Origin of the sequence: Xenococcus sp. PCC 7305 (assembly GCF_000332055.1) — a bacterium.
Classification (GTDB): domain Bacteria; phylum Cyanobacteriota; class Cyanobacteriia; order Cyanobacteriales; family Xenococcaceae; genus Xenococcus.
This window is the reverse complement of sequence record NZ_ALVZ01000217.1, coordinates 23,834-49,723: the sequence shown is the minus strand read 5'-3', so window position 1 is coordinate 49,723 and position 25,890 is coordinate 23,834. Positions and strand designations below refer to the sequence as shown.

Below are 25,890 nucleotides of genomic sequence, written 5' to 3'. Positions count from 1 at the left end.
CGCGCACCAAGAGAGATGGCAGATGGATTGAAACTGTTCCCCGTTCCCTATTCCCCATTCCCTAATCTTTTAACAACAAATAATAAAGTTTTCCCGGACCATTTAATAAGCCTGCGCGATCGCCTGCGAGCTCTCCGCTCCCCAGAAAAATATCAACTCTGCCGGCACCTTTAATAGCACTTCCCGTATCTTGATCCAAAACATAGCGTGTCACCGAACTAGTTTCTAAAGTTCTGCGGGAACTTACCTGGGGAATCGGTGCTTGGATTAAAGCTAAAGCTCCAGGAGGCATCAGAGATTTATCTGTGGCAATAGAACGCTCTGCGGTTACAGGAACACTTAAACTCCCATTGGGCGGGACATCGTCCGTCTGATAAAAGAAAATAAACCGATTATTACGAGGAATATAAGTATCTAAAGCTTGAGGATTAGCCTCAAAATGTGCTAGGAGTCTCGGTAAAGTTAATTCTTCTTTGGGAAAAACCCCATCTTTGACCAATTCCCCTCCGATGCTGGTGTAGGGATAATTGGTGCTGCCCCCATAGGTGATACTCATCTGAGTGCCATCAGTCATTTGTAATTTTGCCGAGCCTTGGACTTGTACCAAAAAAGCCTCAAGGCGATCGCTTAACCAGACCAATTCATATCCAGCCAAAACATTTTTATGACCTTGCAAACCATCTTTGCCTTCTAGTTGGGCTCTGGTGGGATGGGGTTTGCGCCAATTGTCAAAGTTTGCAGGTCGGCGATACAAAGGGTAGCGATATTCAGCAGTCGGTACAGGGCTCGCTTTATAAGTAGGAACAAAATAGCCAGTAAACTCTACCGTACCCTGATTATCTTTGCCTACCGACTGATAAAATTCAAATTCCGACTCTACTGCTTGTTGCAATTGTTGGGGAGAATTGGCCGTGACGAGTAGCTGACGAAAACGAACCAAAGAACGACGCACCCGATCCAAAGAAAATGCGGTTCCTGAATAGCGACGATAATCCTTAGCTGCCTTCGGGGTTGCTAAATATTTGAGACTTTGATCAACAGCATCAATTAAAGACTGTAAATCACCAGGATTACTGAGGTTGCCCCATAATTGTTCATCGAAACCAAAATTATGTTCTTGAGTCGCATTCACTCTTTGCAACGGCAAGCTCAGAGCAACTTCTGGCCCCAAGCCGATAACTAAACTCCATCCTAAAACTAAACCTGCGATCGCTTTAAACATTGACGAGCGACCCCGCGCCGCCGACAGGCGCAAGGGAACGCGCGAGTTTAAACATTGAACATTAAACATTGAATATTTGTCAGTACTAACTTAGGTTACTGGGACAATATCACCTCAATACTCTACAAAGATCACGGTTATTTCCTAGCAGGTTTTTCATGATCAATGCATACAACATCAAATAGACAAATTTGAGCATCATGAGCACACTAGGTCTCCCGAAGATTAGCATAGGTCTAGCAACATTGGCAGTAGTTGTCGGTGCAGTTTCCTCAGCAGAGGCTTTCACCTTGACGACTTTTAACGATCGCGAATCTTGGGAGTCAGCAGTAGCAGGTGATTTCAACGAAGAGAATTTTAACTCTTTTACCATCGATAGCTCATTCAATGGTGTAAATCTCGATGTTGGTGATTTTACTCTCAATGGGACTGGCAATAGACAAAAAATTGATGCTCCAGCTATGGATGTTCCTGCATTCAGCGTTGATGGATCTCCCATGATCTTGGGGCAAACAGATAGTGATTCTTCTTTTATGGTCAAGTTTGATTTGCCAGTTACTGCTTTTGGTGCAGATTTTGATGACATCACTAGTCAAGGAGTCACTCAATTAATTGCCGATTCCGATGTTGTCGGGAGCATTCCCCTGAATGGACGATTTTTTGGATTTACGGTTGACAGCAATATTACTACCATTACATTAAATAGTGCCAATGGTGGTTTCGATGGTTTTGGGATGGATAACTTTGTTTATGTCTCCAGTAACGATATTCCAGTGAGTGAGTCCCCGACTCGGGCAATGCAAATGCCTTCTGATATTGCTAACCCATTCGTGCCTGTTGAATTTTCCCCAACACGTGGCATTCCCCTAACTTTTGAAAATATCCGAGCAACACCTTTCACCTTTTCTCCTGCACTGGGATTACTTGGAGTTGGCGGAATTTGGGTTTTATTTCGTTTGCGCAAGATGGTCGGCAAAAAATAAATACAGAGAGAAAAGAGAGTAAAAAGATATAGTTTACCCCCTTATCTAGAATGACCATTGGAGAGTATCAATTTTCTTTAGCCACAAGGAGCCGTCAGTCCGTCCGACGTTGTGAGCGATGCTCTAGGCCCTTCCAAAGCAGCTTGCATTCTTACCACTTGTCCTTTTGAGAACATGAACATACCAGCATCATCAGTATAATCCATATAGTTCATGAACATATCAGGACTACCACAACTTCGACGAGGATGTGTCGGAATTCCGCCACTGGGATATTCCTGGTTCGGCGTATCATTTACCAGATCGGAGCCACTGCAAGGATCTGCCGAATTTTGATCGTCCCCCCAAATATGACGCAAGTTTAAATAATGTCCCACCTCATGGGTTGCGGTTCTTCCTTTATCGAAAGGAGGTGTTGCTGTTCCTATATCGCCAAAATACTGATAATCCATAACAACCCCATCAGTTTCAGCAGGCCCACCAGGAAATTGAGCATAACCCAACAGCCCACCACGCAAATTACAAACCCACATGTTCAAATATTTATCGCTGGGCCAAGCATCTTTGCCACCACTAGAATCAAACTTCACTGGTTCGATAAATCCTGTAGCCAGAAATTCGTCTGGGGGAAAGCTACTGCGAGTTGTTTGGGTTCTAGTAATGCCATTGGTTGAGCTGCCATCTGGAGCTCGTTTGGCTAACTTAAATTGAATGCTAGACTTACCTATTAGTGATTTAAAAAAATTTGGTACATCGGAAATGTCAGGATTAGTTGCACTAAAATCCTCGTTCAAAATCCGAATCTGACTGGCAATTTGCTCATCCGAAATATTTTCTACTGCGGCATTGTAAACAACATGAACTACTACAGGAATTGTCACTGTTACAAAGGCCCCACGAGCAGTGCCCCCTAAATCGGATTCAATTATCCGACAAGCTTGTTCAACTTCAATTCTTCGTTCTCTATATCCTTCAACCATTTCCATCAAGATCTGATCTTGGATGATGCAACCACAAGTTCGATGATGTGAATTATTCATTCTCTACTCTAATTAAATAGTAAATACTCATACTTCCCGTATATCTTGCAACAGAAAAGCTATCGGAAAACCAGCTTACTCTTTTAGGATAAATTGATTATTTTTACTAATTCAGGTCAATTAAGACCAAGGGAGAGTTCTTGAGAATTACTAGATTTCCGGAGCTTCATCACATATGATTCTTTTATATTTCTCTCGCAATAACAAGTTCTTGAGCTCCTCATTAGAATGATATTGTAAATTCTTAATATCAATTCTTAAATTTCATAATCTGTAATATTTTGCTGGTGTAGAATTGAGGCACTAGTAGAACTATTTACTAACAATGCTACTCTTTACCCACCTTCGAAAATATTTTGTCGGCAGTATAATTGTCATTTCAATTTTCTGTTATGGTTGCACAGAAGGAGTTCAAAGTTTTATGTCACCTGATATTTATCAACATTGGGTTCACTCCTATGAAGAAGATGGCAATGGGATGCAAGTCTATCGGCCTGAGGATTATGATTTTCCTCCGTCCCGAGGGCGTGGGGGATTTGAGCTAAAAGAAAATAAGCAATTTATTCTTTACACTATTGGCCCAACTGATCGACCTCAAGCCCTACTAGGCAACTGGCGGATAATAGATTCAAATAAGCTCAAAGTCTATTTTGAAAGCAAAGCAGATCAGTCCTTTAACTTAGAGATTGTCGAAATCGATAAACAATATCTTAAAATTATTAGGACTTTTGATTAGGATTTTCTCAAGAAAAACGTCTAACTATACATTTGACCATCGACTGATAGACCCTAATCAGTAAACTTTTATTTTTAAATATTTTTTTGCCAGTCAGAAATTTCTTTTTGCCTGGCACGGGCGATGACTAAGGCATCGGGAGGAACATCTTTAGTCACGACAGAACCCGCTGCTACGGTAACATTTTCCCCTAGGGTCAGCGGCGCTACCATCACACTATTAGAACCAGTCTTGGTTCCGCTACCAATAATGGTTTGATGTTTTCTGACTCCGTCATAGTTAGCTGTAATTGTTCCGGCTCCGATATTCACGCGATCGCCGAGAGTAGCATCCCCAAGATAGGAGAGATGAGCGGCATTGATATCATTTCCTAAACTACTTTTCTTAATTTCTACAAAATTACCAATACGGCAATTAGTCCCAATTTTGGCTGCGCCTCTTAGGTGAGCATAGGGGCCAATAGTTGTATTAGCCGCAACTTCCGAGTCAGTCACAACCGAATAAAGAACAGTGACATTCTCTGCAATCTTACTATTATTAATCAGACTTCCAGGGCCAATCCGACTTCCTGCGGCGATCGCACTATTGCCTCGAATATGAGTTTGGGGTTCGATAACCACATCGGGTTCTAACTGTGCTGTTTCGTCGATGGTAATGGTTTCGGGCTGGATCATCATCACTCCAGCTTTCATCCAATAGTCCTTAATTCTGTTTTGGAGAATATTATAGGCATTAGATAATTGTTTGCGATCGTTGATGCCTGTGATTTCCAAATAGTCAGCAGCATCAACTGCCATGACCTGATCAAGATAATCAACTACTTCGGTTAGATAATATTCCTGTTGATCGTTATCTGTCGAAAGTTTCGGTAAGGCTTGAGCTAATTTTGGCCAGTTAAAACAATAAATGCCGGCATTGACTCGACTATTTTTTCTTTGTGCGGGGGTACAATCTCGATCTTCAATGATTTGACTAACTAGGTTGTTGCGATCGCAAAATACCCGACCGTAGCCTTGAGGATTCGGCAAATTAGCAGTCAGTAAAGTGGCCGCATTGCCGTTTTCTTGATGGGTTTTCACTAACTGTTGCAAAGTCACCTTGCGCAGTAGAGGGGCATCCCCATTTAAGACCAGCAAATCTCCCTGATAATCTTGTAACTGGGGAAGTAACTGCTGTACTGCATGGCCTGTACCCAATTGCTCGGATTGAGTAACAAATTTTAGCTCGTCAAGGTGACTCAATTCCTGTTGAATTTTCGCGCCCTGATAACCAATAATGACAATTTTGTGCTCTGGTTCTAATAATTGACAGCTATCAATGACCCGTTCCACAAGCGATCGCCCTGCAAGAGTATGTAAAACCTTGGGGAGATCGGATTTCATGCGAGTGCCACGCCCTGCCGCTAAAATTGCTACCGCTACCATATCTGTTCAGATTGCTTATTGCTTAGGGTTAATCCGCTCGGAGTATAACGCGACTTAGTCTTAAACCGCAAAATTTTTAGAATAAACGAAGGAAGAAAAGATTTAAGCCTTCTGCCTTCTGCCTTCTGCCTTCAAGGGCAAAGCCCAATAAGTACCTAGTTATGATTTTCCGACTTCTGGACAAAAATAGTAAATTCTGAAACCAATTCCGGATTTCGCCAACCCTTGGTGGTTTCCTCGGCGATAATGTCCAAAGCTTGAGAGGGAGTATAAGCTTGCTTATGAGGGCGATCGCTAGTCAAAGCATCAAAAATATCGATAATCTGAAATACTTGCGCTAAAAAAGGTATTTCTGTCTTCGAAAGTCCATCGGGATAGCCAGAACCATCCCAGCGTTCATGATGATGACGAATAATCGGTAAAACACCCCAACGATTGCGTAATGGCTGACAAATCTTTTCCCCAATCAACACATGCTGTTTGACGAGTTCCGTTTCCTCCGGAGTCAGTTCTCCTTCTTTGAGCATGACAGAATCAGGAATGGCGATCGTGCCGATATCATGGAGATGGGCTGCAAATACTAGGTTTTCGATCTCTTCGGGGGCAACCCGCAGATATTCGCCAAATTCCTTGACCAAATCGGCAACTCTAGCACAGGAACCACCGCGATCGGTCGAACGACTTTCGACTGCTCTGGCGATCAGAAATAAAACCTGTTCAGTTTGATCTAAGTCTTCATTTAACCTTTTTTGGTGAATTAAAGTTCTGACCCTGGTGGATAATTCCAAGCGATCTAAAGGTTTGACGAGAAAATCGTCCGCTCCGGCTTCCATAACCTGCAAACGATGCTCTCTGCGATCGCCGACTGTCATCAAGACAACAGGAATATCCTTAGTTCTAATATTGGTTTTGAGCTGTCGACAAACTTCAAAGCCATTACTTTCAGGAACAGCAACATCTAATAGCACTAAATCAGGTTGTTCTTCAGCAATTGATTCTAAAATTGCTGATTCCGCATCCAACTCTAAAACGCTGTAGCCATCGACAGACAACAAATCAACCACCGTCATTCGACTGAGAGGGCGATCATCAATTACTGCGACTGTAGCTGGCATTTGAGGAGAATGATTCACAGCAGGAAAGTTATGTTTAGCGGTTAAAGAGTAACCAGACAGTGAGTCAATCATTATTGTTTTTCAAAGAAGTTTTCCAATCCTACTTCTCAAGAATTCCAACCTCTATCCCTCGCCTGATGATGGTGAAAGAGCGATGGTTGTTCCAAGGTTTAATTAAGGTTTAATGCCATTGGATAAAAATTCTATCGATCGCTATACTATCTTAATTTTACAAGGGTTATTCTTATTATTATGAGCTTTCTGAGAATTTTTGAAATCCGCATTTTTACTGACATTCCGAGGCTGCTTTGCTATTTTGATTGATTATCCTAATTCCAAAAACAGTAATTTTACGTAATTCAATTTATTATTTTTTAATTATCTAAATCTCGACCAACGCTTTTTCCATTGGCTTGTAGATTCTAGGGCACTAGCTTGTTGTTCCTGGCATCTCAGCTCGTGGATAATCTCCGAGGAATCACGTAAGTGTAAATCCCGATAGGGAATAGAAGCTCGACTTTGCAAATGTTCATATTCTTGTAGAGAAAGAGCTCGAAAATCATGTTCGGCATAGGCTGCAACTGTCCCAGGAGATTTTCGGCCCACTCCCTTTGTCGAACCAATTTTTAGCCCCGCTAAAAGCAATGCCCTACGAACTGCGGCAGCACAGGAATAAGTGGCAATTATTCCTTGAGGGGCAAGACATTGAGCTACTTTTGCGATAAATTCTACCGTCCATAATTGAGGGCACTTTGGAGGCGAGAACGGATCAAGAAAAATTGCATCAGCTTGCCAAGAGCCGATTTGTTGAACAGTCTGCCTGGCATCTCCGAGTAATAGTTTGCCTTGAAAGTAATCTTGGTTTACAGAATTAGTTTGAGCTAATTTGGTTAACAATTGGGGGACTGGCGATCGCCATTGGTCTAATAAGTTGTTCGCGATCGCTTGTTGAGGAACCACCGCCGATATTTCAAGAGCTATCAAATCAACATAGCACTGAGGATTAACTTGCCAAATTGCCTCCATCGCTGCGGCACTGTTATAGCCTAAGCCATAGCAAATATCGAGAATTCGAATTGAATTGCGATTTCGAGCAATTTCTTTGAGCAATGTCGGCTGCACAAATTTGGTTTCCGCTTCCTGTTTAGCTCCATGAAAAGAATGAAAGGCTTCTTGGAATTCATCAGAAAAGAACGTATAAGAGCCATCCTTTGTTGATTGAGGAACAAATTTGTGATCAGTCATAAAAGCAAGTTGAATCAACCTAAATCAAAAAAAATACGTTAACAACGAACTTTAAAATGCACAATTTTTCGGTAGAGGTTCCACAGAAGCTAAAGAATCCGCAAATGAAGAAGGCAAAGACATAGGAGAAAAACCGGATTCTACAGTTCCTGCTTGAGCGATCGCGCTATAGCCATCGGGAAACATATGAACTCGAACAATTACTTTTTGTTGAGGTTGAATCTTGACTGTTCCCCCTTGGCGGCGAAAAGGTTGTTCTGTAACATGAGAATGCAAGAGAACTCGACGATATAACAGTTCTCCTTCGGGAGTAATCACTTCCCACCAATCAGCATAGCGATCGCATCCCGTGTCAGGACTCTGAACTGTCACCGCAAAACTATACTCATTTGCTTTCCCCGTGGCTTCAACTTTCAAAACCTCAGCAATGATGCTATTTTCTAGTGGAGAGTCAACATTTCTCTTCTGTGGTGCTTGTGATTCATTCATGGTTATACATCCATTCAACATCATAGTTAAGGCTAACAATGGAATCTTAAAAAACATAATTTGGGGTTAGTGCTCATGACTCAAAGATTGACTTTTAATCTCTTGTTGCCGAATTCTACATCAAGATAGACAGCGAATTAAAGTTAATTTTGGCCGCTACAATTGACCAAATCCTAACAAAAACTTCAGTTAAGTAATGTTTCATTTAATAGGACAATCAGCCCCTTGGTTTAAAGCAAATTCCACCACAAATCCTCGCTTTTGTTTTGACACAGTAGCCGGAAGATATGTATTACTTTGTTTTCTCAAATCATCCAATGATAAGGCCAGTCAAATAGTACTCAAAAATTTGGCAACTTACCGAAAAGTCTTCGACGATAAGCTATGCAGTTTTTTCGGTGTCAGCATTGATCCAGAAGACCAAAAATTATCCAGATTAAAAGAACAAATACCTGGGATACGTTTCTTTTGGGACTTTGATCAAGCTATAAGTCGCAAATTTGGAGTGGTAGAGCAAGATAATACGTACCATCTATGTACTTATATTCTGGATGAACGTCTAAGAGTTCTTTCCGTTTTGCCTTTTGCCAATCATCCGGAAAATCATGTTTTGCAATTGATAAGTATTCTTTCCAAGCTGCCGAAATTGTCGGCACCGACAATGGCATCAGTACAAGCTCCTATTTTGGTTGTTCCTCGCATCTTTGAGCCCAAACTTTGCCAAGCATTAATTGCATACTACGATCAGCATGGAGGAGAAGAATCGGGTTTTATGCGCGAGTCTCAAGGCCGAACTAAATTGATGAATGATGAGCGCTTCAAACGCCGCCGAGATCAAGAAATTCTCGATGAAGAATTACGCAACGCTGCAATGTTTCGCATTCATGATCGTTTGGCTCCCGAAATATACAAGGCATTTCAGTTTCAGGCAACATATATTGAACGGCATATCATTGCTTGTTATGAGAGTGAGAATCAGGGTTTTTTTACTGCCCATCGAGACAATACGACTAAAGGTACAGCCCATCGCAAGTTTGCTGTTTCCGTCAATCTCAACACTGGGGAATATGAGGGCGGATGTCTGAAATTTCCTGAGTTTGGTCGTCAAACCTATACTGTTCCAGCAGGAGGCGCTATCGTCTTTTCCTGCTCACTTCTGCATGAGGCAACTCCTGTGACTAAAGGTTCTCGTTATGCCTATTTGCCATTTTTATATGATGATGCGGCGGCCAAGGTTCGCGAAATGAATCAAAAATTTGTTGACTATAAAGCTTAGTTATTTAATCCTGGATTAGGAACTGTTTTTATTAATGTCCAACGAGATGATGAATCGCGATCAAAAAAAAATAATCCAAACTATCAAATTTTTTACTTTTTGTTTCTACTATAAAAATTGTAAAGAAAAGCCAAAAAAAATTAACAATCATGAAAAAACTATTTTTGTTTGCAAGTCTTGGTCTAATGACTCTTGTCGGTGCTTTAACTCCTGTAAATGCTAATCCTCAAGGTGACGCTGTAGATGCTTCCGAGCAAAACTATGTTATCGACCCTGCAACTGGAGATAAAATTGATCCTGAAACTGGAGCAATCATCGAAGAAACTGAAGAAGTTGTTGGCGAAGGCGACATCGAAGTAATCGAAGGCGATGCAGTAATCGTTGAGCCCGATGCGGAATCTGCTTCTGAAGCTGGACTAGAAGAAGCTCCTGCTGAATAAAAAAACTGACACTGATAAAGTCATCAATAGGTGCCAGAACTTAGTGTTTGTTTAAGTATTGTTTGAAGTGTTGTTTGAAGATGTCTTCCCCTTGGGGAGGGCATTTTTATTGCCAAAAAAAATCAATCACATTTGTAATGGTAGCAGATTATTCCATTTTAAAGACTGAGCGATTCATTTAGTTATATTTCTTGACATTTGCATTTAAGATACGTTTGAGAAAAATGCGATCACGCAGTGCCAGCCTTCGGCTGATCTCAATAGCAGAGATCGCGATCGCCACAAATCACCAAATTAGATTTAACCAGATTTAACGATGGTTGTGCTTTGTTGAATTAAAGATAAAGAGAGTTAATAAGATTAGCATCCCCATCTATAATCAAAAAAACTGTCATTATCAAATTTAAGTTCAACACTTATTACTTATTCCCTACTACTTATTACTTACTTGTTTACGCTCCTCACCCTTTAGAATTCATGTTTAAAAATTGGAAATTAAGAAAAAAATTTACTGCCATTCTTGTTGGTATCTTAATTGTAGGACTCAGCACCCTCGCAATTACGATGGGATTGATTCTCAAGATCGCTACTGAAAACCAAATAGCTTCCAAAGCCCAAATTTTAATGGAGACTATGAACTCAGTAAGAGACTATACTAATAGCCAAATTCGACCGGAGCTTATAGAGCGTTCTCAAGAAGAATTTTTACCCGAAACTCTACCCACTTATTCGGCAAGAGAAATTTTTGAGTCTCTTAGGAACAACAATCCAGAATACCGCGATTTTTTCTATAAAGCGGCCACCCTCAACCCCACAAACTTGCGCGATCGCGCTGACAAATTTGAAGCAGAAATTGTCGAAAGATTTATTAGCGACCCCGATTTGAAAGAAGTTTCTGACTTTCGCAACATTTCTGGAGGTCAGTTATTTTTTATTGCGCGTCCAATTCAAATCAAAAAAGAAAGCTGTTTAGAATGTCATAGTACTCCTGAAAATGCTCCTCCCAGTGTTGTTGAGCGTTATGGAACCACTAATGGTTTTGGTTGGCAACTCAATGAAATTGTCGGGGCTCAGATGATTTCTGTGCCAGCACATACAGTAGTGTCTCAGTCTCGCCAGCTATTTGTTGTAATCATGGCCATTGTCTCTAGCATAATCGTATCAATCATTTTACTGGTTAATTATTTGCTGAACCAAAATGTTATCAGGCCATTAAAAAAGATTTCCAGAGTAGCAGAAGAAGTAAGTGTGGGGAATATGGAGGTTGATTTTGAAGAACTGGGAAAAGATGAAATTGGCAACTTAGCCGACGCTTTTCGCCGCATGAAATTGAGTTTAGCAATGGCAATGAATCGATTAAATAAACGTTGATTAAGATGAAGGCAGAGGGCAGAGGGCAGAGGGCAGAAGGATTATAGCTGTTTCCAAAGTCATGAGGTACATTTCCTCGCACTCTTAATCCTTTCCTTATCACCTCTTAGTCTACGTCAGTTCGACGAATTTTCTTTTTGGTTCAATTTCCCAAGTTGAACAACGAGGTAATAGGCTTTTCCCTAAATCCCTAAATCCCTAAATCCTTATTTATAACTAGTGAATTTGATACTCATCGAACCCAGGTTATTCTAAATTGTATAGTTGGACAAATGCTCCTTTAGCTTCAAAAAAATCTATTTGATTGCCAATAGTATTCAGATAGTCTCTGAGCGGAAAATATTCTGAATTACGAGTGACATGGGAAAATAGAAACCAAACACGAGGATTACCTCTTAATTGATTAAAATCATTTTGGTACCTTTGCAATTCGGCTTCTGACAATTTACGACCGTCATAATTATCGAGATCCTCTACCCCTAAAATATAATCTTCCGGTTGATAACCATATTTCTCGGCATAATATAAAAACTGATAAATTCCCCTTTGGTAAATATATAAAATATCTTGGGGCTGCTCATTTTTTCTAATATATTCAATTACCTCTTTGATTTCTTCTCTTTGCTGGGGTTTGATGTAAATAGTGCTCGATTCCACCACAGGGGCAGCAATAGTCAGCATAATTAAAAAAGCCAAGAAAATTGCGACGATAGGATGTAGTTTTCTAGTAAATATCCAGTTTATGCCTTCGGCGATCGCGATTAGAAAAAAGGGCACCAGAAATAAAACAACCCGATTTCTAAAGGGATATAGCTGCAAAGCTGCGCTCACAAAAGTTGTCAACAGAGGAAATAGTAGAGTAAAAAATACAATTTTGTTTTTATGAAAATAGGAAAAACACCCGAAGATAAATAGGGCGATCGCGATCGCATCTAAGCTAAAGGAAAAACCCCCGATTTTATAATATTCAAACCCCAAAGGCTTATAGAAAAACTTACCAAAAGCGTCTAGATACCAAATAATATTTAAGGGGTGATTGGGAAACGCATCTCCCCAGGAATTAAATAGATTTTGATTGTCATTTGCTTGGTTGAGAAATCCCCAATAAAGAATCGCAAAACTAAGCAGGCCACTAATATATACAACAAGTTTGTGCTTTAATTGCTCAGTGTTTTTATTCAGAAAAATATTGACTAATTCGGTCAATGCGATCGCCGAGAAAACAAAGATCGCAGGATGGGAAAACCATAACAAGATTGCGACCAAGAAACTGTTGATAATTATCGAAGACGAGGTTAATTTTCTTTTGCCATAGGGTGCGAGGAAATACCAAAGCAATAAGCCAACTAAAATATCTGTGGAATATTGCTTAACTTCCGAGGAGTAGTAAACAACAGGAGATAATGTAGAGAATAATAAAATCGCGATTATCCGACCTGGATTATCGAGATAACGACGAGCAATCATCGCAAATATAAATAAACTGAGAATACCTGCGATTAAAGGAAATAATCTCAGCATATATTCATTATTGCCGCCAAGATTAACCAAGAATTTTTCAACCCATAAAAAACCAATGGGGGCAACCTGGTCGTAATCTAAAGGTTGAGTTAATTGGCTATAGGAACGATTAACTATATTGAGTGCTAGCACCGCTTCATCAGCCCAGAGCGATCGATTAGAAGCATATTGAATTAGTCTAATTGCGATCGCAAAAACGATGATTATCCAAGATAATTTAATCGTTGTTTTATCATCGAAAAATTTTGAAATCAATCTTGACGCTCCACCTTCTCCATTTATTTAATTGAAAACCTAATAAGGATTTGCTGTAATTCTGCTCATTGCTTCATTGACATTTTCCCGACTATTGAAAGCCGAAATCCGAAAATAACCTTCTCCTGCGGCGCCAAAACCGGAACCAGGAGTCCCAACTACATTGGCATTTTGGAGTAATTTATCAAAGAAATCCCAGCTAGATAGACCATTGGGAGTTTTGACCCAGACATAGGGGGCATTAACCCCTCCGTAAACCTTTAACCCAGCAGCAGTTAGTTGTTCTCGGATAATTTTGGCATTTTCCAAATAAAAACTAATCAAAGCCTTAGTTTGTGCCTGCCCAGCTTCTGAGTAAACCGCTTCAGCACCTCTTTGTACAATATAGGATACACCGTTAAATTTAGTAGATTGACGACGATTCCATAGTTTCCAGATTTCGACATCAGAGCCATCTTTTGCTTTACCCATCAAAGTTTTGGGCACCACAGTCAAAGCACAACGGGTTCCCGTAAACCCGGCATTTTTCGAGAAAGAGCGAAACTCGATCGCACAGTTTTTTGCTCCCTCAATTTCGTAGATGGAATGGGGAATCTCAGGATCTGTGATAAAAGCTTCATAGGCCGCATCAAATAAAATCAAAGAATTATTTTCCTGAGCATAATTAACCCAAGCTTGTAGATATTCTTTAGTCGCCGTAGCGCCTGTAGGATTATTAGGAAAACAAAGATAGATTAAATCAACTTTTTCGGAAGGAATCTGCGCTATGAAATCATTATCAGCACTAATGGGCAGATAAACTAGGCCGTCATATTCACCCTTGTCATTAGCCTCTCCAGTCCTTCCTGCCATCACATTAGTATCAACATAAACAGGATAAACAGGATCGGTAACTGCGATTTTGTTATCATCACCCAAAATATCTAGGATATTGCCGCAATCACATTTAGAACCATCAGAAACAAAAATCTCCGAGGCATCAATATCACAGCCTCTAGCTTGAAAATCATGTTGGGCGATTTTCTCCCGTAACCACAGATAACCTTGTTCTGGGCCATAACCTTTAAAGGTAGAGCGATCGCCCATATCTTCAACGGCTTGAATCATGGCACTGCGACAAGCTTCAGGTAACGGCTCGGTGACATCGCCAATGCCTAATTTAATGATAGGAGCATCAGGATTGACCTCCGCAAAAGCTTTGACTCTTCTCGCTATTTCCGGAAATAAATATCCCGCTTTGAGTTTTAAATAATTATCGTTGATAGTTGCCATAACATTTTTCTAGATACAAACACCATCTATAAAGCTTACGTTGTCATTGTCCCTTTGTTGATCGCAAATTTTAATGGGTGTTTTCTTCTGCCATCTGCCTTCGTTTAATAGTAACCAACTGTTAAAATGTTCTTGCTATTAGGAAAAACTTTAATTAATCAGAGCATAAAATCCAGAATAATACTGTTATGGGAAGCGAACGAATCACCTTACTTTCTAGTCGAGAAATTGATAAAATGCGCCAAGCAGGGCATTTGGCAGCAGAACTGTTAGACCATTTAGCACCTATGGTTAAACCAGGAGTTAGCACCCTAGAACTCAATGATGAAGCAGAAAGATGGACTCAGAAAAGAGGAGCTAGAAGTGCTCCTTTAGGTTATCACGGCTTTCCGAAATCTATTTGCACTAGCGTTAATGAAGTTATTTGCCACGGAATTCCCAACGAGAAAGAGATTCTTCAAGATGGAGATATCGTTAATATTGATGTTACTCCGATTTTAAATGGCTACCATGGTGATAGTTCTCGCACTTTCTTAGTAGGTAACCCATCTCCTGAAGCGAAAAGATTAGTAGAAGTTACTGAAAAATGTTTGAATCTAGCTATTGCTGAGGTTAAGCCTGGAGCCAAAATGGGTGATCTTGGCGCAGCAATTCAAGAATACGCGGAAGCTCAAGGTTTTTCTGTCGTCAGAGATTTTGTGGGACATGGCATTAGCCATATCTTTCACACAGCACCCCAAGTTCCCCATTATGGGGTGAGAGGAAAAGGTAAAAAGTTGAAACCAGGAATGGTCTTCACTATTGAACCGATGATTAATGAAGGCACTCACGAAGCAGTAGTCATGGAAGATGGCTGGACAGCGTTGACGGTGGATAGAAAATTATCCGCACAATTTGAACATACGATCGCGGTTACAAAAGATGGAGTCGAAATTCTTACACTACGAGGTTAAATAAGGAAAGCGGCAGAAGTTAGCCCCCAGTTATTTGTTTGATAGATAACTAAAAAATCTCAGTAAGTTTAGATGGCTTTTCTTTGTTGTCCCCAACAATTTCGGTATTATCCCTCATGACTACAGTATGTAATATTGTGTATTTTTATACGGTATGGGGGATACTTGCCTTACGTATCATCTGCCGATATTTCCATTCCGAGCAAAGAGTGAAATTGTTTGACTAAAGGTATTACGCAAGAATAAGTTAAGCACTTTTATCTCAATATAATATTTAAAAAACATTTATATATTTAATTTGTATGACTTATTTTTGCATGACTTCTAACTTTACTGAAAACAAGTTTTCTGAATCTTTAGCTGAAGCTACTCTTGATGCAACCAATAATGGAATCCTAATTCTTGACAGGAATAGAAGAGTTATCAATTACAATTCACGTTTTGCTCAATTATGGCAAATCCCCTCGGCATCGCTGAGGTCAGATCAAGGTGAAGAAGTACTAGATTTTGTTCTAGATCAATTAACGAATCCGCAACAATTTCTGGATAAAGTTATTGAACTATGCAGTCGACCGAAAGTTGAAAGCTTAGATAAAATTTTTTTAAAAGATGGACGTGTTTTTGAGCGTTTTTCCAAGCAGATTCGCCTAAATAGTCAAATAATGGCCAGGGTCTGGAGTTTTCGGGACATTACCGCTACGGAACAAATCAAACGAGAACTTCGCAGGGAAATTGGATTTCGCAACACAATGATTCATACACTGCCGGATCTCATTTGTCTCAAAGATCCTGACGGTATTTATCTCGCCTGTAATGATCGCTTTGAAGATTTTTTCGGTGCCTCCGAACAAGAGATAATCGGCAAAACTGATTACGATTTCGTAGATGTTGAGTTAGCAAACTTTTCCCGGGAACACGACAAAAATGCAATCACCGCAGGCTACCCATTAACCTACGAAGAATGGATAACCTTTGCTACTGATGGACATCGCGAATTCCTCGAAACAACCAAGATTCCCATGTACGAAGACAATGGGGAACTGATAGGCGTACTAGGCATTGGACATAATATTACTGAACGTAGAGAATCAGAGAAAAAACTTAGACAAAGTGAAGAAAGATTTTCTTTGGCGATGCGTGGCGCGAATGATGGGCTGTGGGACTGGAATTTGGAAACAGACGAAATCTATTATTCACCTCGTTGGAAAAGCATGCTTGGTTATGAGAATGATGAGCTAGATGATAATTTTAGCACCTGGGAAAGCCTGGTTCATCCAAATGATAAAGACATTGTTTTGACAAAAGTTCAAGATTACTTAATTGGGAAAACAGATTCATTTGAAGTCGAAATGCGGATGTTGCATAAGGATGGTCACGAAGTTTTTGTTCTATCCCGGGCATTTCTAGTAAATCGCGAGTCTGACCGCAAAGCTGTTCGTCTAGTGGGGACTCACGTCGACATCACAGAAAGAAAAAAAGCAGAAGCATTTGACAATAAAAATGCCGAAATCATGGAGATGATTGCCACAGGTCAACCAGCATCAGCTATCTATAATGAGATAGCCTTGATGTATGAGAAACTTCACCCTGGATTGCGATGCTCAATGCTCGAATTACAGGATGGGAAGCTTATGCATGGAGGTGCGCCAAGTTTGCCCAAGGAATATTGTAATGCTGTACATGGTCTACAAAATGGACCTAATGTTGGCTCCTGTGGTACATCAACGTATACCGGAAAGCGTGTTCTTGTCGAGAATATCGACACAGATCCCAAATGGGCCAAAATTAAACATGTGGCTCTTCCTCATGGAATGCGTTGCTGTTGGTCTGAACCAATTAAAAGTTCTGCTGGCAAAGTATTAGGTGCCTTTGGTATGTATTACAATCATCCCGCACTGCCTAATGAAGAGGAGTCAAATAGTCTTAAATCTGCGGCCAGACTGGCCGGAATTGTTATGGAGCGGGATCATGCTCAAAAGCGGATACGTCAGTTAGCTTATACTGATGAACTGACAGGGCTGGCCAGTCGCGCTCACTTTTATCAAAACCTTGAAGAATTAATCAAAGTATGTGATCGACATCAAGGTCGTTTTGGTCTTTTGTATATCGACTTAGATGATTTTAAGAGTGTTAATGACAGCCTTGGACATGATATTGGTGATGTGCTGCTCAAGGAGATCGCCAAGCGACTAGACAATGTCAGTCGTGACATTGATCTTGTGACCCGTCTCAGCGGTGACGAATTTTCTATTCTTGTTAGAGATGTAGATGATGATTATGCTGCTGCTCATGTTGCTCAACGTTGTCTCGAAACGATCTCAGAACCAATCGAGCTGTCGGGCAGAAAATTTACCCCAGCTTGCAGTATTGGAATTGCCCATTACCCTGACGACGGTACAGATCTCTCAACATTATTAAAAGCTGCTGACACTTCACTTTATGCGGCAAAGAAACGAGGGAAAAATCAGTATGCCTTCTACAAACCTGAGTTAACTCATAAGGCAGAATATCGTTTTCGAGTGGAGCAAAATTTAAGAGAAGCAGTCGAAAAACAACAATTATCCCTTGTATATCAACCTCAAGTTAAGATCAGTACTGGTGAAATTATTGGTGTCGAAGCATTATGCCGCTGGAATCATCCACAGCTAGGCCAGGTTCCACCACCTGAATTTATTGCCACAGCCGAAAGAATCGGCATGATCAAGCCACTCACCGAATGGGTATTAAGAACCGCCTGCCATCAAGCTGTTACCTGGAAGAATGCCGGTTTTCCTGAACTTCGTATGGCTGTAAATATTTCTCCAAGCCATTTTCTCGATAATAATTTTGTGTCACTGGTTAAGCATGTTATCGATGAGACAGGAATGGTACCAGGGGAACTAGAGCTGGAGGTTACCGAGAATGTTGTCCAGACCAACCAAGAAAATCTTGCAATTTTTCAAGACTTGAAGGATCTTGGTGTTTTATTAGCGATCGATGATTTTGGTACAGGTTATTCATCTTTTGCTTCTCTCAAACATCTTACGGTTGATTACCTAAAAATCGATAAATACTTTATTCATGACATGTTTGTTAATCATAAATCACAACTTTTGATTGGCTCGATGATAGAAATGGGTCATAATCTTGAGCATGCAATTATCGCTGAAGGCGTTGAGACAATAGAACAATATCATATGCTGCGAAAACTTGGTTGTGAGATTGCCCAAGGATATCTGTTTAGCAAACCAGTTAGTGCTGATGAAATGTCTAAGTTTCTGAATAGTAACATTGAGAATGACAAGAGCATTTGGACCAATGATATAACTACCTAATACCAAGTATTTCTCTATTGATACTTCTCAAGCCAGACCGAGCGATCGCGTTTCCCAGGATTTGCCGACAAATACTTCACAAATAAAACTCTATGCTCTCCTAGACCATCGTAGTTCAAAAAAGATGGGACATCGTTTTCTTTAGTTTCGCTAGGTTCAATCTTAAATCCCAGACTGAGATGATAAGCGATTGAACTAGTATTAATAGGGGATGTCACAGATTTAATTCTAATTCGACCAAAGTCTTGAATCGTCCTGAAAAACTCTTCATACAATTGAGTGCCAACTCCTTGTTTTCTAAAGTCAGGATGCACACCGGCAAAGTGAATATAAGCCTCCTCAGGATAAGTTTGGGATAAAAAGCCGATTAAAAAACCTATTATTTGACAATTTTCTTCTGCAATGAAGCTTGTTTGAGAAAAATGCACAAAGAATAGCTTAGGAAGCATTTCATGCATTCTTCTCCCTCCCCACCAATCATTTAGAACATGAATAATGGGATTATAATCACTCGGTTGAATATGACGAATTTTGATCGACTTTTGCACTAAAAAAATATTGGGAACTAAACGACAAATCTAAATTCCTTTTAGTCTAAATTAAAGAATCTCAGCTTCAAAAGCAATCCCCTCATCAATGTAAAGGTCACTAAGATTAGTCTGAATATTAGCTGCTTCATCTCCAGTAGCATACATATAGACACCGATCATGTCTAAACGGCGGAAACGATTAAAAGGAGTCGCTTTCCCTTCCCCAACACCATAAACAGAGAATGCTCGACCTTCTTCGGTATATTCTCCAGAGTAATTAACATCGTTGTTAATATTATCCCGTTCATCTGCCCCCACATAAAGATAAGTTCCCTGGTTGCTACGAAAACGATATAAATCAATCAGCTGATCCTTCGGCTCGGAAGATGCTCTAAATGCAAAACCCTCTTCGACAAATGTGTCTCCAAAGTCGCTTTTAACTGTCTCCCGTTCTGCCTCGCCAACGTATAGATGAGTCCCGGGAATTACGACATTCTGGAACCGATAAATGTCAATATCGAAAGGACTAGGCGCTCTAGTTCCTGGGGGAATAGTGAGTAATAATTGACCATCACTAGCTAAATTTCCTCCGGTATCGATCGTAATCGAAGAACCTCTAGTATCGACATTGGATAAATAGGCACTTAAGCCACTATCTTGATAGTCAATATCGACTTCTGTAATCCCCTCAGATTGCCAAGGAAGAACGGCATCTGGGGCAAGCACGGCTTCATTAGTTCCAGAAATAGTCACTAAGTTATCACTTGCGATGTCATAGAGAAATGTGCCACCATCATTATCTTCTAAGATCAAGTTGCCATTATTGTCTACCGTAATACTGTCATAACCATTGGTTTCTTGACCTTCATTTTGCAGTAACAATTCGATAGTGCCTTCCCCTGTCGGACTATCTTCTGCGAAAGTCAAACTATAAATGCTTCCTGCACTGCTGCCAGTTGTAAAGTAAAAAGTACCAGTATTGTTCGGATCTTCAGCTAAAGCTCCAAGATTATTAAAGTTAGTTGAACGAGGAACTCCATTGTCATTGCCATTGACCCAATTGGCAAGAGCATCGCCATTAAGAGTGTTAATCGCCTTGCCATCAGGAACTGCATTAGGATCAGCTAAAGGATTACCATCAACTAAGACCCATTCGTACTCAAATGTAGTTGTATCGTTGAGCAAAAATTCATCGCTCAGGATATTGCCTTGCCCATTTTTGACTCTTAATACATAGAGCGTATCTTCTACATCTGTTAAGCCTTGATCTCCTTTGAATAAGTAAATCTCTCCATCATCAAAAGCTTCTAGAGACAAGAGGACTGTTTCTCCAATTGATACTCCATTAACAAATGTCGCCTGACGAAAATCTTGGGGCGAATAGACTTGGGATTTCCGAAAAGCACCTAGTCCTAAGATGGGGATTGTAGTCGTCCCATCACTAGAATTGGCATAAGCAATGCCATCATTAGTATCTTCTAGGTTGCGTTCTCCATTGAATAAATAGGGTAAGGCTTGACCCGCTGAATTGCGGAAACCTGTTTCGGCAATAGTTAGACTACTGAGTGAATTTAAAGTAAGGGTATTATCATTGATAAGATTGCGACCACCAATCACATCCCAATATTCATCGAAAGCAAGGAGTGACAATCTCGAACCATTGATAGGATTACCATTAAGATCGGTTGCTGTATTTGCTGCTAAATTGTGATTGATAAAAACATAGTTAACGCCATCAATTGCGATATGTTCAACTCCATCTAAACCGCCAGGAAGATCATAGGTCTCTGTATCACTAGCAAGAGGCGATTCTTGGTTAAGTCCGGGGAAAGGCAATTCTCCTTCTAATAGAGGTATTGATTCGCCTACTGTTAATAGCGGGATTGTTGTGTAATCATTTTCTGCAATGAGATATGATTGGGCATTGGTTTTGCCGTCTGCAATAAATTCCATAATATTTTGCTCTCTCTGTAAAAATTTTTGTAGAAATTGACTTAGAAATTTTGAATATACAAATAAGTTACATTCAAATTATACTGGCGCTGATAATCTTTAGATATTCAACTTTTAAGAAGTTTTTGTGTCGAAAATGTATCGAATAGCAAAGGCACTGCTCTCTTGTTGCGATCGCAACAATTGCTTGCTTGAAGTCAGTGAGAATTAAGCCTTTTTCAGCCAAAAACAGCCTTAAGCTGATATAAAGCAAAGGCTTTTTTAATTTATTCAGGATTTAGGGATCTTTGAGCAAGTTATTTTTTGAGTTGATATTCTTCGGTAATCTTCCATCTATTTTCTTGATCATCTCTCTCAAGAAGACAGATCTTCCCAACTTGAATTTGATTAGTATGGACTTTTTCCTCAAAAAGATTATTTAGGTTTTGCAAGAGTTGATTTCTGGTGATAGAGTTAGCTGGAGGCGCAGAACAAAGGGTAAAATGAAGATTAAATTCTTTGAGAATATAAGGAGCCCCATATCTATTAATCATTAACTCTGAACGTTTTTTGTCCTTTGGTGGAGTTCTTTTTTTCGTTGTACCAGCTACATATGTAGAGGATATGGCAAGACGATAAAAACGACTTACTAATTCATGATGGAGTGCTTCTGTGACTCCCGATTCGTCCTCACAACTTACAACAATATCGCCTTCCTCATCGGTTCTGTCTACAATTTGTAATTTGGAAAGTTTAAAGATAGGAAAGTCTTTCACCAAAATCGAAAGTTCTGCTTTAATTCTTTCAATGTCTGCTTGGGTTGCAAAAAACATAGCATCTGCAATTGTGGCATGGAATCCATATTCAACTCCTTCTCCTACATGTGGACGGATATCATTAATCATATTTTCCTCTTTAATTGCAATAGGTTTTTGCCGACGAATATCATACCCTAATACAGAAGATCCGAGATTATAAAATGGATCATCTTCATCTGGGATGATATAAACTGCTGCGGCAATCCAATCTTGGGAAAAATATTTTTTATTCCTTTCTTTATAGATTAAATCTCTTGCAGGAAAAGCTTCTTTAACAATACGATCTGCATTATCTATAAAAAATTTAGCCTCCTCACTGTTATTACTTTTTAAATGAATAATTGGGCTATAATTTCCCAAGGTTTTATAAGCATAGGAATACAGAAAAATATCTTCGTCAAATATCAAGGTTGCAAAAGTAAGATAATGCTCGAATAATTTAACAGAAAAAGAATTTGTGTCTGGTTGCGAATCTGAAATTTCTACTAAAGATTCTATATGATCTAAAATTAGAGATCTTCCTTTTGGATACGGATTATCGCCCATTTTTTCTTCAATTAATCGCTCCTCAACGTGAGGATTAAAAGGATTACTTAAACAGATTGAGACTTTGGTCTTCCCCAGTTTTGAACATTCAACTAAGCTATCAAGTAGAGGTCTTTCCCAAATCAAGTTTAATCCTGTTGCAATTAAGATTATTTTTTTCGACTTTGGTATTAAATTTTTGACCTCAGCAAAAAACTTGTCGTGTTGACTGTAGGGATACCCAGGTAAAAATAATATTTTAGGGTCTATATTATTTTCAGTTTGATTTGCCGCTTCCTCACTGTTTTCGTTTTGATCTAGTTCACTTTTTATAATTGGCGTAACTCCATTTTTTTTCAGCTTATGTCCAATCTTAGGCGGCCAGAATGATATTGGTCTACCCTGTATAAAAGCCACAACATAAATAAATGCAATAGCTATGGTTAAAAATTCAGAGGTGAATATTATAGTTTTTAGGATATTAGGATCGCTTAGCAATATATTAATTGGATCCACCATACTTTGATTTTCCATGCTTGCTCCTCAAAAGTTCATTACTGATTCAAATCATCTGTTCTTGTAAATAAACTCTGATTCTATAAATGTCCTAAATATGATAGACTGAATTCAGTCCTAGGGACATAAGCTGCTCAGTCATGTCTATTCTGGTTATTCTTTTTGTATTTGAATCCTCAGGTTGCTTATTTGTAAATTCATTAGGTTTAGAAGTAGAAGTAACATAAGATTTTCTAGATTTTTTTTCAACAGTATATGTGTTATTCATTTTTTTACCTCGCGTAAAGAACTAAATCACTTTTAATGTGTTTTCAGAAGTCTTGTTAATCTAATGTTGCTCCTTGGGGTAGACCCTAAAGCAAGTAACATATCGCAAAGCTGTTAAGAATTGTTGGTAGGTGTATTAGAATAGTTTGGGGTATGTAGGATAATTAGGTGCACCCCAAACTTTTTTGTACGATAATCTAGTTAAACTTATGCCTAGAGCAACCTATGGACCCATCGTCAGACAGAGAGTAAAGCGCTTATTGCAAGCAATATTGGATTTTGTAAATTATGAACTGGATGGATGTGAAAATATTGACCTTAAGTTTGATTGGAGGAACAAAGACAGTAATTTTCCTATGCTCGTTGTAAAGACAAAGTTGAGATCCTTGGAAAAACTGACTGAAAATGATAAATATGAGGGGAAGTTAACTAAGCGTCAAATTCGAGAATCACTTCGGAGAATGAAAGACTTTTTAAAAATTTTGACTGATAACCGTATTCAAGAGCGTGGTTCTGAAACTTGGGATTTCAGTTTATTGTTATGGTCATCAGATACATCAACAAATCTTAATAAATTTGAGCAAAAGTGGGAAGATAATCGCCCCATCATATCAAAACAACCTAATAGTAAAGCTCCGAAGCAACCAACTAAAATCACTACAGACAATTCATTTATCAAGGCAATTGTATTTCCAAGATGCGATCATCATACAACTACTGAATATCTGGAGCATAGTCTAAAAACTGCGCAAGAACTTAATTTTTACTCTATAAGTCTTAACTTTTTATGGACAGAAGAACATTTTCAAACTTTAAAGCAACGTGTTCTTTCTGGGGGACTTTCTATGGTGAGGATCTGTTTGGCAGATTTTTCTAGTAAGCAAATACTTCTCCGTTTTAATCATGAGGAAGAACATCCATTTGGGATAGAAAGTTCCGAATTTCGGATCAAGGAAAAATTTCTCCCCCTCGAATTCCAATGTCCTGATACTTTTAAAGTACGACTATTTAAACATTATCCAACCTATTCTATGCTTGGTTTTGATAGCGACATTTATGTATATCCATATCCTTTCAAAAAGTTAGGCAACTCTGCTCCAACTTTTTATTGGAAAGATGCGGAATCAGAAGCAAGCAGGTTTTTTTATCAACAGTTTGAAAGAATTTGGGCTGAGGCAAAACCAGCATCACAAGTATATAAATGAGTCAAATACAGAGTGGGTTTATAAACCTTATTTGAAATTTTTTTTAGTTTTGTAATTATCATGATTACTTGATATTGTTGCTTTACATTACGCCTGATTGCTTTATATTACATTTTGACATTAAGCACATGAGATAAGATATACAATTTAGAAAGTTCAATAATTTAAATTGTTTAATAAATTATCTAATCTCTAGGCAATGGGGGGAAGCCTCAAGTTATTAAATGGTAGACAAAAAAGAATCAAGTAACAAGTCTCCTTCAGACAATCTACAGAAGGATAACTCAGAGGAATCTGAAACTCAAACTCAGCCTTCTAAGGTTAAAAAAATAAAAACTAATGCAAAGGGAACGGAAGAAAGAGATACTAGTGATATTCCAAAACCTGATAACGGCAAAATGATACATCCTATTATTATTTATCCATTTAGCCAGCCAGAAAATTATGATGACTTAGATAAGCTATACAAATTTGTAAAAAAATTAGAAGTTAAGGATGAATACTCACATCCGATTACCATTTTGAATTGGCAAACGTATGACAAAACTGTGTCATACAATATGAATAATAAGAAAAAAGAAGAGTTTTTAACGTTTCTTAGAGAAACAGTTTCTAAGTGTTCTAATGTTCATTATGCTTGGTGTGTTGATTCTTGTCAGATGTGGCTTCACGGGTTAGGGAAAGCCTTTAAAAAGGGATATAGCGAAGAGAATCATGAAGAAAATCATGAAGAAAATCATGAAGGCGATGTTTATTGGCTAATTCCAGGAGATTTTGATTACAGTTCTAAACGTGGTCATGAAATGTTATATGGTATTGATCAAGAATATGAAACGTTATTTGGAATTAAGAAAGAAACTAAAACAGAACAACCTAGAGAAGATAAGCCTAAAGGATTACTAGAGGATATACCCAAAGCAGTGAGAGATCATCAACAAGATCTTTGCATTGGTGAAATTGAGGTTAAACCAAACAGTTCAAAACAATTAATCGACACATATGGAACATATGGTTTACTTTACAATTGGTTTCCTTACGAAGCACAAAAAATTCGGAATAAAACGGATAAACCTCGAACAGAATTCTGGGCAATTAACCATAGTTTTCTTAAAGAAATCTTGCGACAACGCTGGTACGCTTATGAACAGACAATTGTAATACTTTTGCACGCTATTATTAGGCAAAAACAAATCCATACGATAAACCTTGGTGCGGTTTCTGATCTTCCTCAAGGTCGAGATAGTCTTGCCGCAGCGATGCAACAGGTTGAAAGAACCGAACGAGTATTAAAATTGTTTTGGCGAGAACAAAATGCAGAAAATCGTAACACTGAATGGACTGAAATGTTTCGAAAATTAGACATGCAATCAGAACAGATTCGCGGAGCAGCTCTAGTTATTTTACAGAATCTGTTAGGTTAAGAATTCACGCTTCCTGCTTT

General features: G+C 39.1%; 20 protein-coding genes. 9 read left to right on the top strand and 11 right to left on the bottom strand.

Features of this window, described 5'->3' with window-relative positions; all coding sequences use genetic code 11:
* Positions 1-61: 61 nt before the first annotated feature.
* Complete coding sequence (locus tag XEN7305_RS19315) at positions 62-1,222, bottom strand: MltA domain-containing protein (RefSeq protein WP_040898679.1); 1,161 nt, start codon at positions 1,220-1,222, stop codon at positions 62-64.
* Between the two features lie 200 nt (positions 1,223-1,422).
* On the opposite strand from XEN7305_RS19315, the gene XEN7305_RS19310 reads away from it, so the two are divergent.
* Entirely contained in the window at positions 1,423-2,205 is a 783-nt protein-coding gene (locus XEN7305_RS19310) for a hypothetical protein (protein ID WP_006511185.1), read from the top strand.
* A gap of 77 nt (positions 2,206-2,282) precedes the next feature.
* Here XEN7305_RS19310 and XEN7305_RS19305 read toward each other — a convergent pair whose 3' ends face one another.
* The gene (locus tag XEN7305_RS19305; protein WP_006511184.1) at positions 2,283-3,245 is read right to left on the bottom strand and encodes a zinc metalloprotease; all 963 of its coding nucleotides are present in this window, start codon (positions 3,243-3,245) and stop codon (positions 2,283-2,285) included.
* Positions 3,246-3,666: 421 nt separating this feature from the next.
* Here XEN7305_RS19305 and XEN7305_RS19300 point away from each other — a divergent pair, with 421 nt between their 5' ends.
* On the top strand, positions 3,667-3,981 hold the full coding sequence (locus XEN7305_RS19300; protein WP_006511183.1) for a hypothetical protein: 315 nt from the start codon (positions 3,667-3,669) through the stop codon (positions 3,979-3,981).
* A 74-nt stretch (positions 3,982-4,055) separates the two neighbouring features.
* Here the strand turns inward: XEN7305_RS19300 and glmU are convergent, their stop codons facing one another.
* The 4 genes from glmU to XEN7305_RS19280 all read right to left on the bottom strand — a co-directional run bounded on the left by glmU (position 4,056) and on the right by XEN7305_RS19280 (position 8,254).
* Positions 4,056-5,405 (bottom strand): bifunctional UDP-N-acetylglucosamine diphosphorylase/glucosamine-1-phosphate N-acetyltransferase GlmU, encoded by a 1,350-nt coding sequence (gene glmU, locus XEN7305_RS19295; protein WP_006511182.1) that lies wholly within the window; start codon positions 5,403-5,405, stop codon positions 4,056-4,058.
* A 155-nt stretch (positions 5,406-5,560) separates the two neighbouring features.
* A complete protein-coding gene (locus XEN7305_RS19290) occupies positions 5,561-6,592 on the bottom strand; it encodes an HD-GYP domain-containing protein (protein WP_006511181.1) in 1,032 nt (343 codons plus the stop codon).
* A 306-nt stretch (positions 6,593-6,898) separates the two neighbouring features.
* Positions 6,899-7,765: a tRNA (5-methylaminomethyl-2-thiouridine)(34)-methyltransferase MnmD gene (locus XEN7305_RS19285; protein WP_006511180.1), complete on the bottom strand. Its 867-nt coding sequence runs from the start codon at positions 7,763-7,765 to the stop codon at positions 6,899-6,901.
* 51 nt (positions 7,766-7,816) lie between these two features.
* Entirely contained in the window at positions 7,817-8,254 is a 438-nt protein-coding gene (locus XEN7305_RS19280; RefSeq protein ID WP_238569011.1) for a hypothetical protein, read from the bottom strand.
* Between the two features lie 196 nt (positions 8,255-8,450).
* Between XEN7305_RS19280 and XEN7305_RS19275 the strand changes: the two genes are divergently transcribed.
* The 3 genes from XEN7305_RS19275 to XEN7305_RS19265 all read left to right on the top strand — a co-directional run bounded on the left by XEN7305_RS19275 (position 8,451) and on the right by XEN7305_RS19265 (position 11,341).
* Positions 8,451-9,530 (top strand): 2OG-Fe(II) oxygenase, encoded by a 1,080-nt coding sequence (locus tag XEN7305_RS19275; RefSeq protein ID WP_006511178.1) that lies wholly within the window; start codon positions 8,451-8,453, stop codon positions 9,528-9,530.
* 149 nt (positions 9,531-9,679) lie between these two features.
* The gene (locus XEN7305_RS19270) at positions 9,680-9,970 is read left to right on the top strand and encodes a hypothetical protein (RefSeq protein ID WP_006511177.1); all 291 of its coding nucleotides are present in this window, start codon (positions 9,680-9,682) and stop codon (positions 9,968-9,970) included.
* 477 nt (positions 9,971-10,447) lie between these two features.
* A complete protein-coding gene (locus tag XEN7305_RS19265; protein WP_006511176.1) occupies positions 10,448-11,341 on the top strand; it encodes a DUF3365 domain-containing protein in 894 nt (297 codons plus the stop codon).
* A gap of 246 nt (positions 11,342-11,587) precedes the next feature.
* Here XEN7305_RS19265 and XEN7305_RS19260 read toward each other — a convergent pair whose 3' ends face one another.
* Positions 11,588-13,117: a glycosyltransferase family 39 protein gene (locus tag XEN7305_RS19260; RefSeq protein WP_006511175.1), complete on the bottom strand. Its 1,530-nt coding sequence runs from the start codon at positions 13,115-13,117 to the stop codon at positions 11,588-11,590.
* A 39-nt stretch (positions 13,118-13,156) separates the two neighbouring features.
* The gene (locus tag XEN7305_RS19255; RefSeq protein ID WP_006511174.1) at positions 13,157-14,389 is read right to left on the bottom strand and encodes an LL-diaminopimelate aminotransferase; all 1,233 of its coding nucleotides are present in this window, start codon (positions 14,387-14,389) and stop codon (positions 13,157-13,159) included.
* A 188-nt stretch (positions 14,390-14,577) separates the two neighbouring features.
* Here XEN7305_RS19255 and map point away from each other — a divergent pair, with 188 nt between their 5' ends.
* Together map and XEN7305_RS19245 are read left to right on the top strand one after the other, a co-directional pair.
* Positions 14,578-15,342, top strand: a complete 765-nt coding sequence (map, locus tag XEN7305_RS19250; RefSeq protein ID WP_006511173.1) for a type I methionyl aminopeptidase — start codon at positions 14,578-14,580, stop codon at positions 15,340-15,342.
* Positions 15,343-15,659: 317 nt separating this feature from the next.
* A complete protein-coding gene (locus XEN7305_RS19245; protein WP_238569010.1) occupies positions 15,660-18,656 on the top strand; it encodes a bifunctional diguanylate cyclase/phosphodiesterase in 2,997 nt (998 codons plus the stop codon).
* A gap of 14 nt (positions 18,657-18,670) precedes the next feature.
* Here XEN7305_RS19245 and XEN7305_RS19240 read toward each other — a convergent pair whose 3' ends face one another.
* From XEN7305_RS19240 to XEN7305_RS19230, 3 genes are all read right to left on the bottom strand, one after another.
* A complete protein-coding gene (locus XEN7305_RS19240) occupies positions 18,671-19,192 on the bottom strand; it encodes a GNAT family N-acetyltransferase (RefSeq protein WP_040898691.1) in 522 nt (173 codons plus the stop codon).
* A 63-nt stretch (positions 19,193-19,255) separates the two neighbouring features.
* Entirely contained in the window at positions 19,256-21,139 is a 1,884-nt protein-coding gene (locus XEN7305_RS19235) for a hypothetical protein (RefSeq protein ID WP_006511170.1), read from the bottom strand.
* A gap of 296 nt (positions 21,140-21,435) precedes the next feature.
* Entirely contained in the window at positions 21,436-22,995 is a 1,560-nt protein-coding gene (locus tag XEN7305_RS19230; protein ID WP_006511169.1) for a DUF1045 domain-containing protein, read from the bottom strand.
* Between the two features lie 458 nt (positions 22,996-23,453).
* Between XEN7305_RS19230 and XEN7305_RS19225 the strand changes: the two genes are divergently transcribed.
* Together XEN7305_RS19225 and XEN7305_RS19220 are read left to right on the top strand one after the other, a co-directional pair.
* Positions 23,454-24,449 carry a hypothetical protein gene (locus XEN7305_RS19225; protein ID WP_006511167.1) on the top strand — a complete coding sequence of 332 codons (996 nt, stop codon included), beginning with the start codon at positions 23,454-23,456 and terminating at the stop codon, positions 24,447-24,449.
* A 224-nt stretch (positions 24,450-24,673) separates the two neighbouring features.
* Positions 24,674-25,870, top strand: coding sequence for a hypothetical protein (locus tag XEN7305_RS19220; protein ID WP_006511166.1), 1,197 nt, complete (start codon positions 24,674-24,676; stop codon positions 25,868-25,870).
* Positions 25,871-25,890 lie beyond the last annotated feature (20 nt).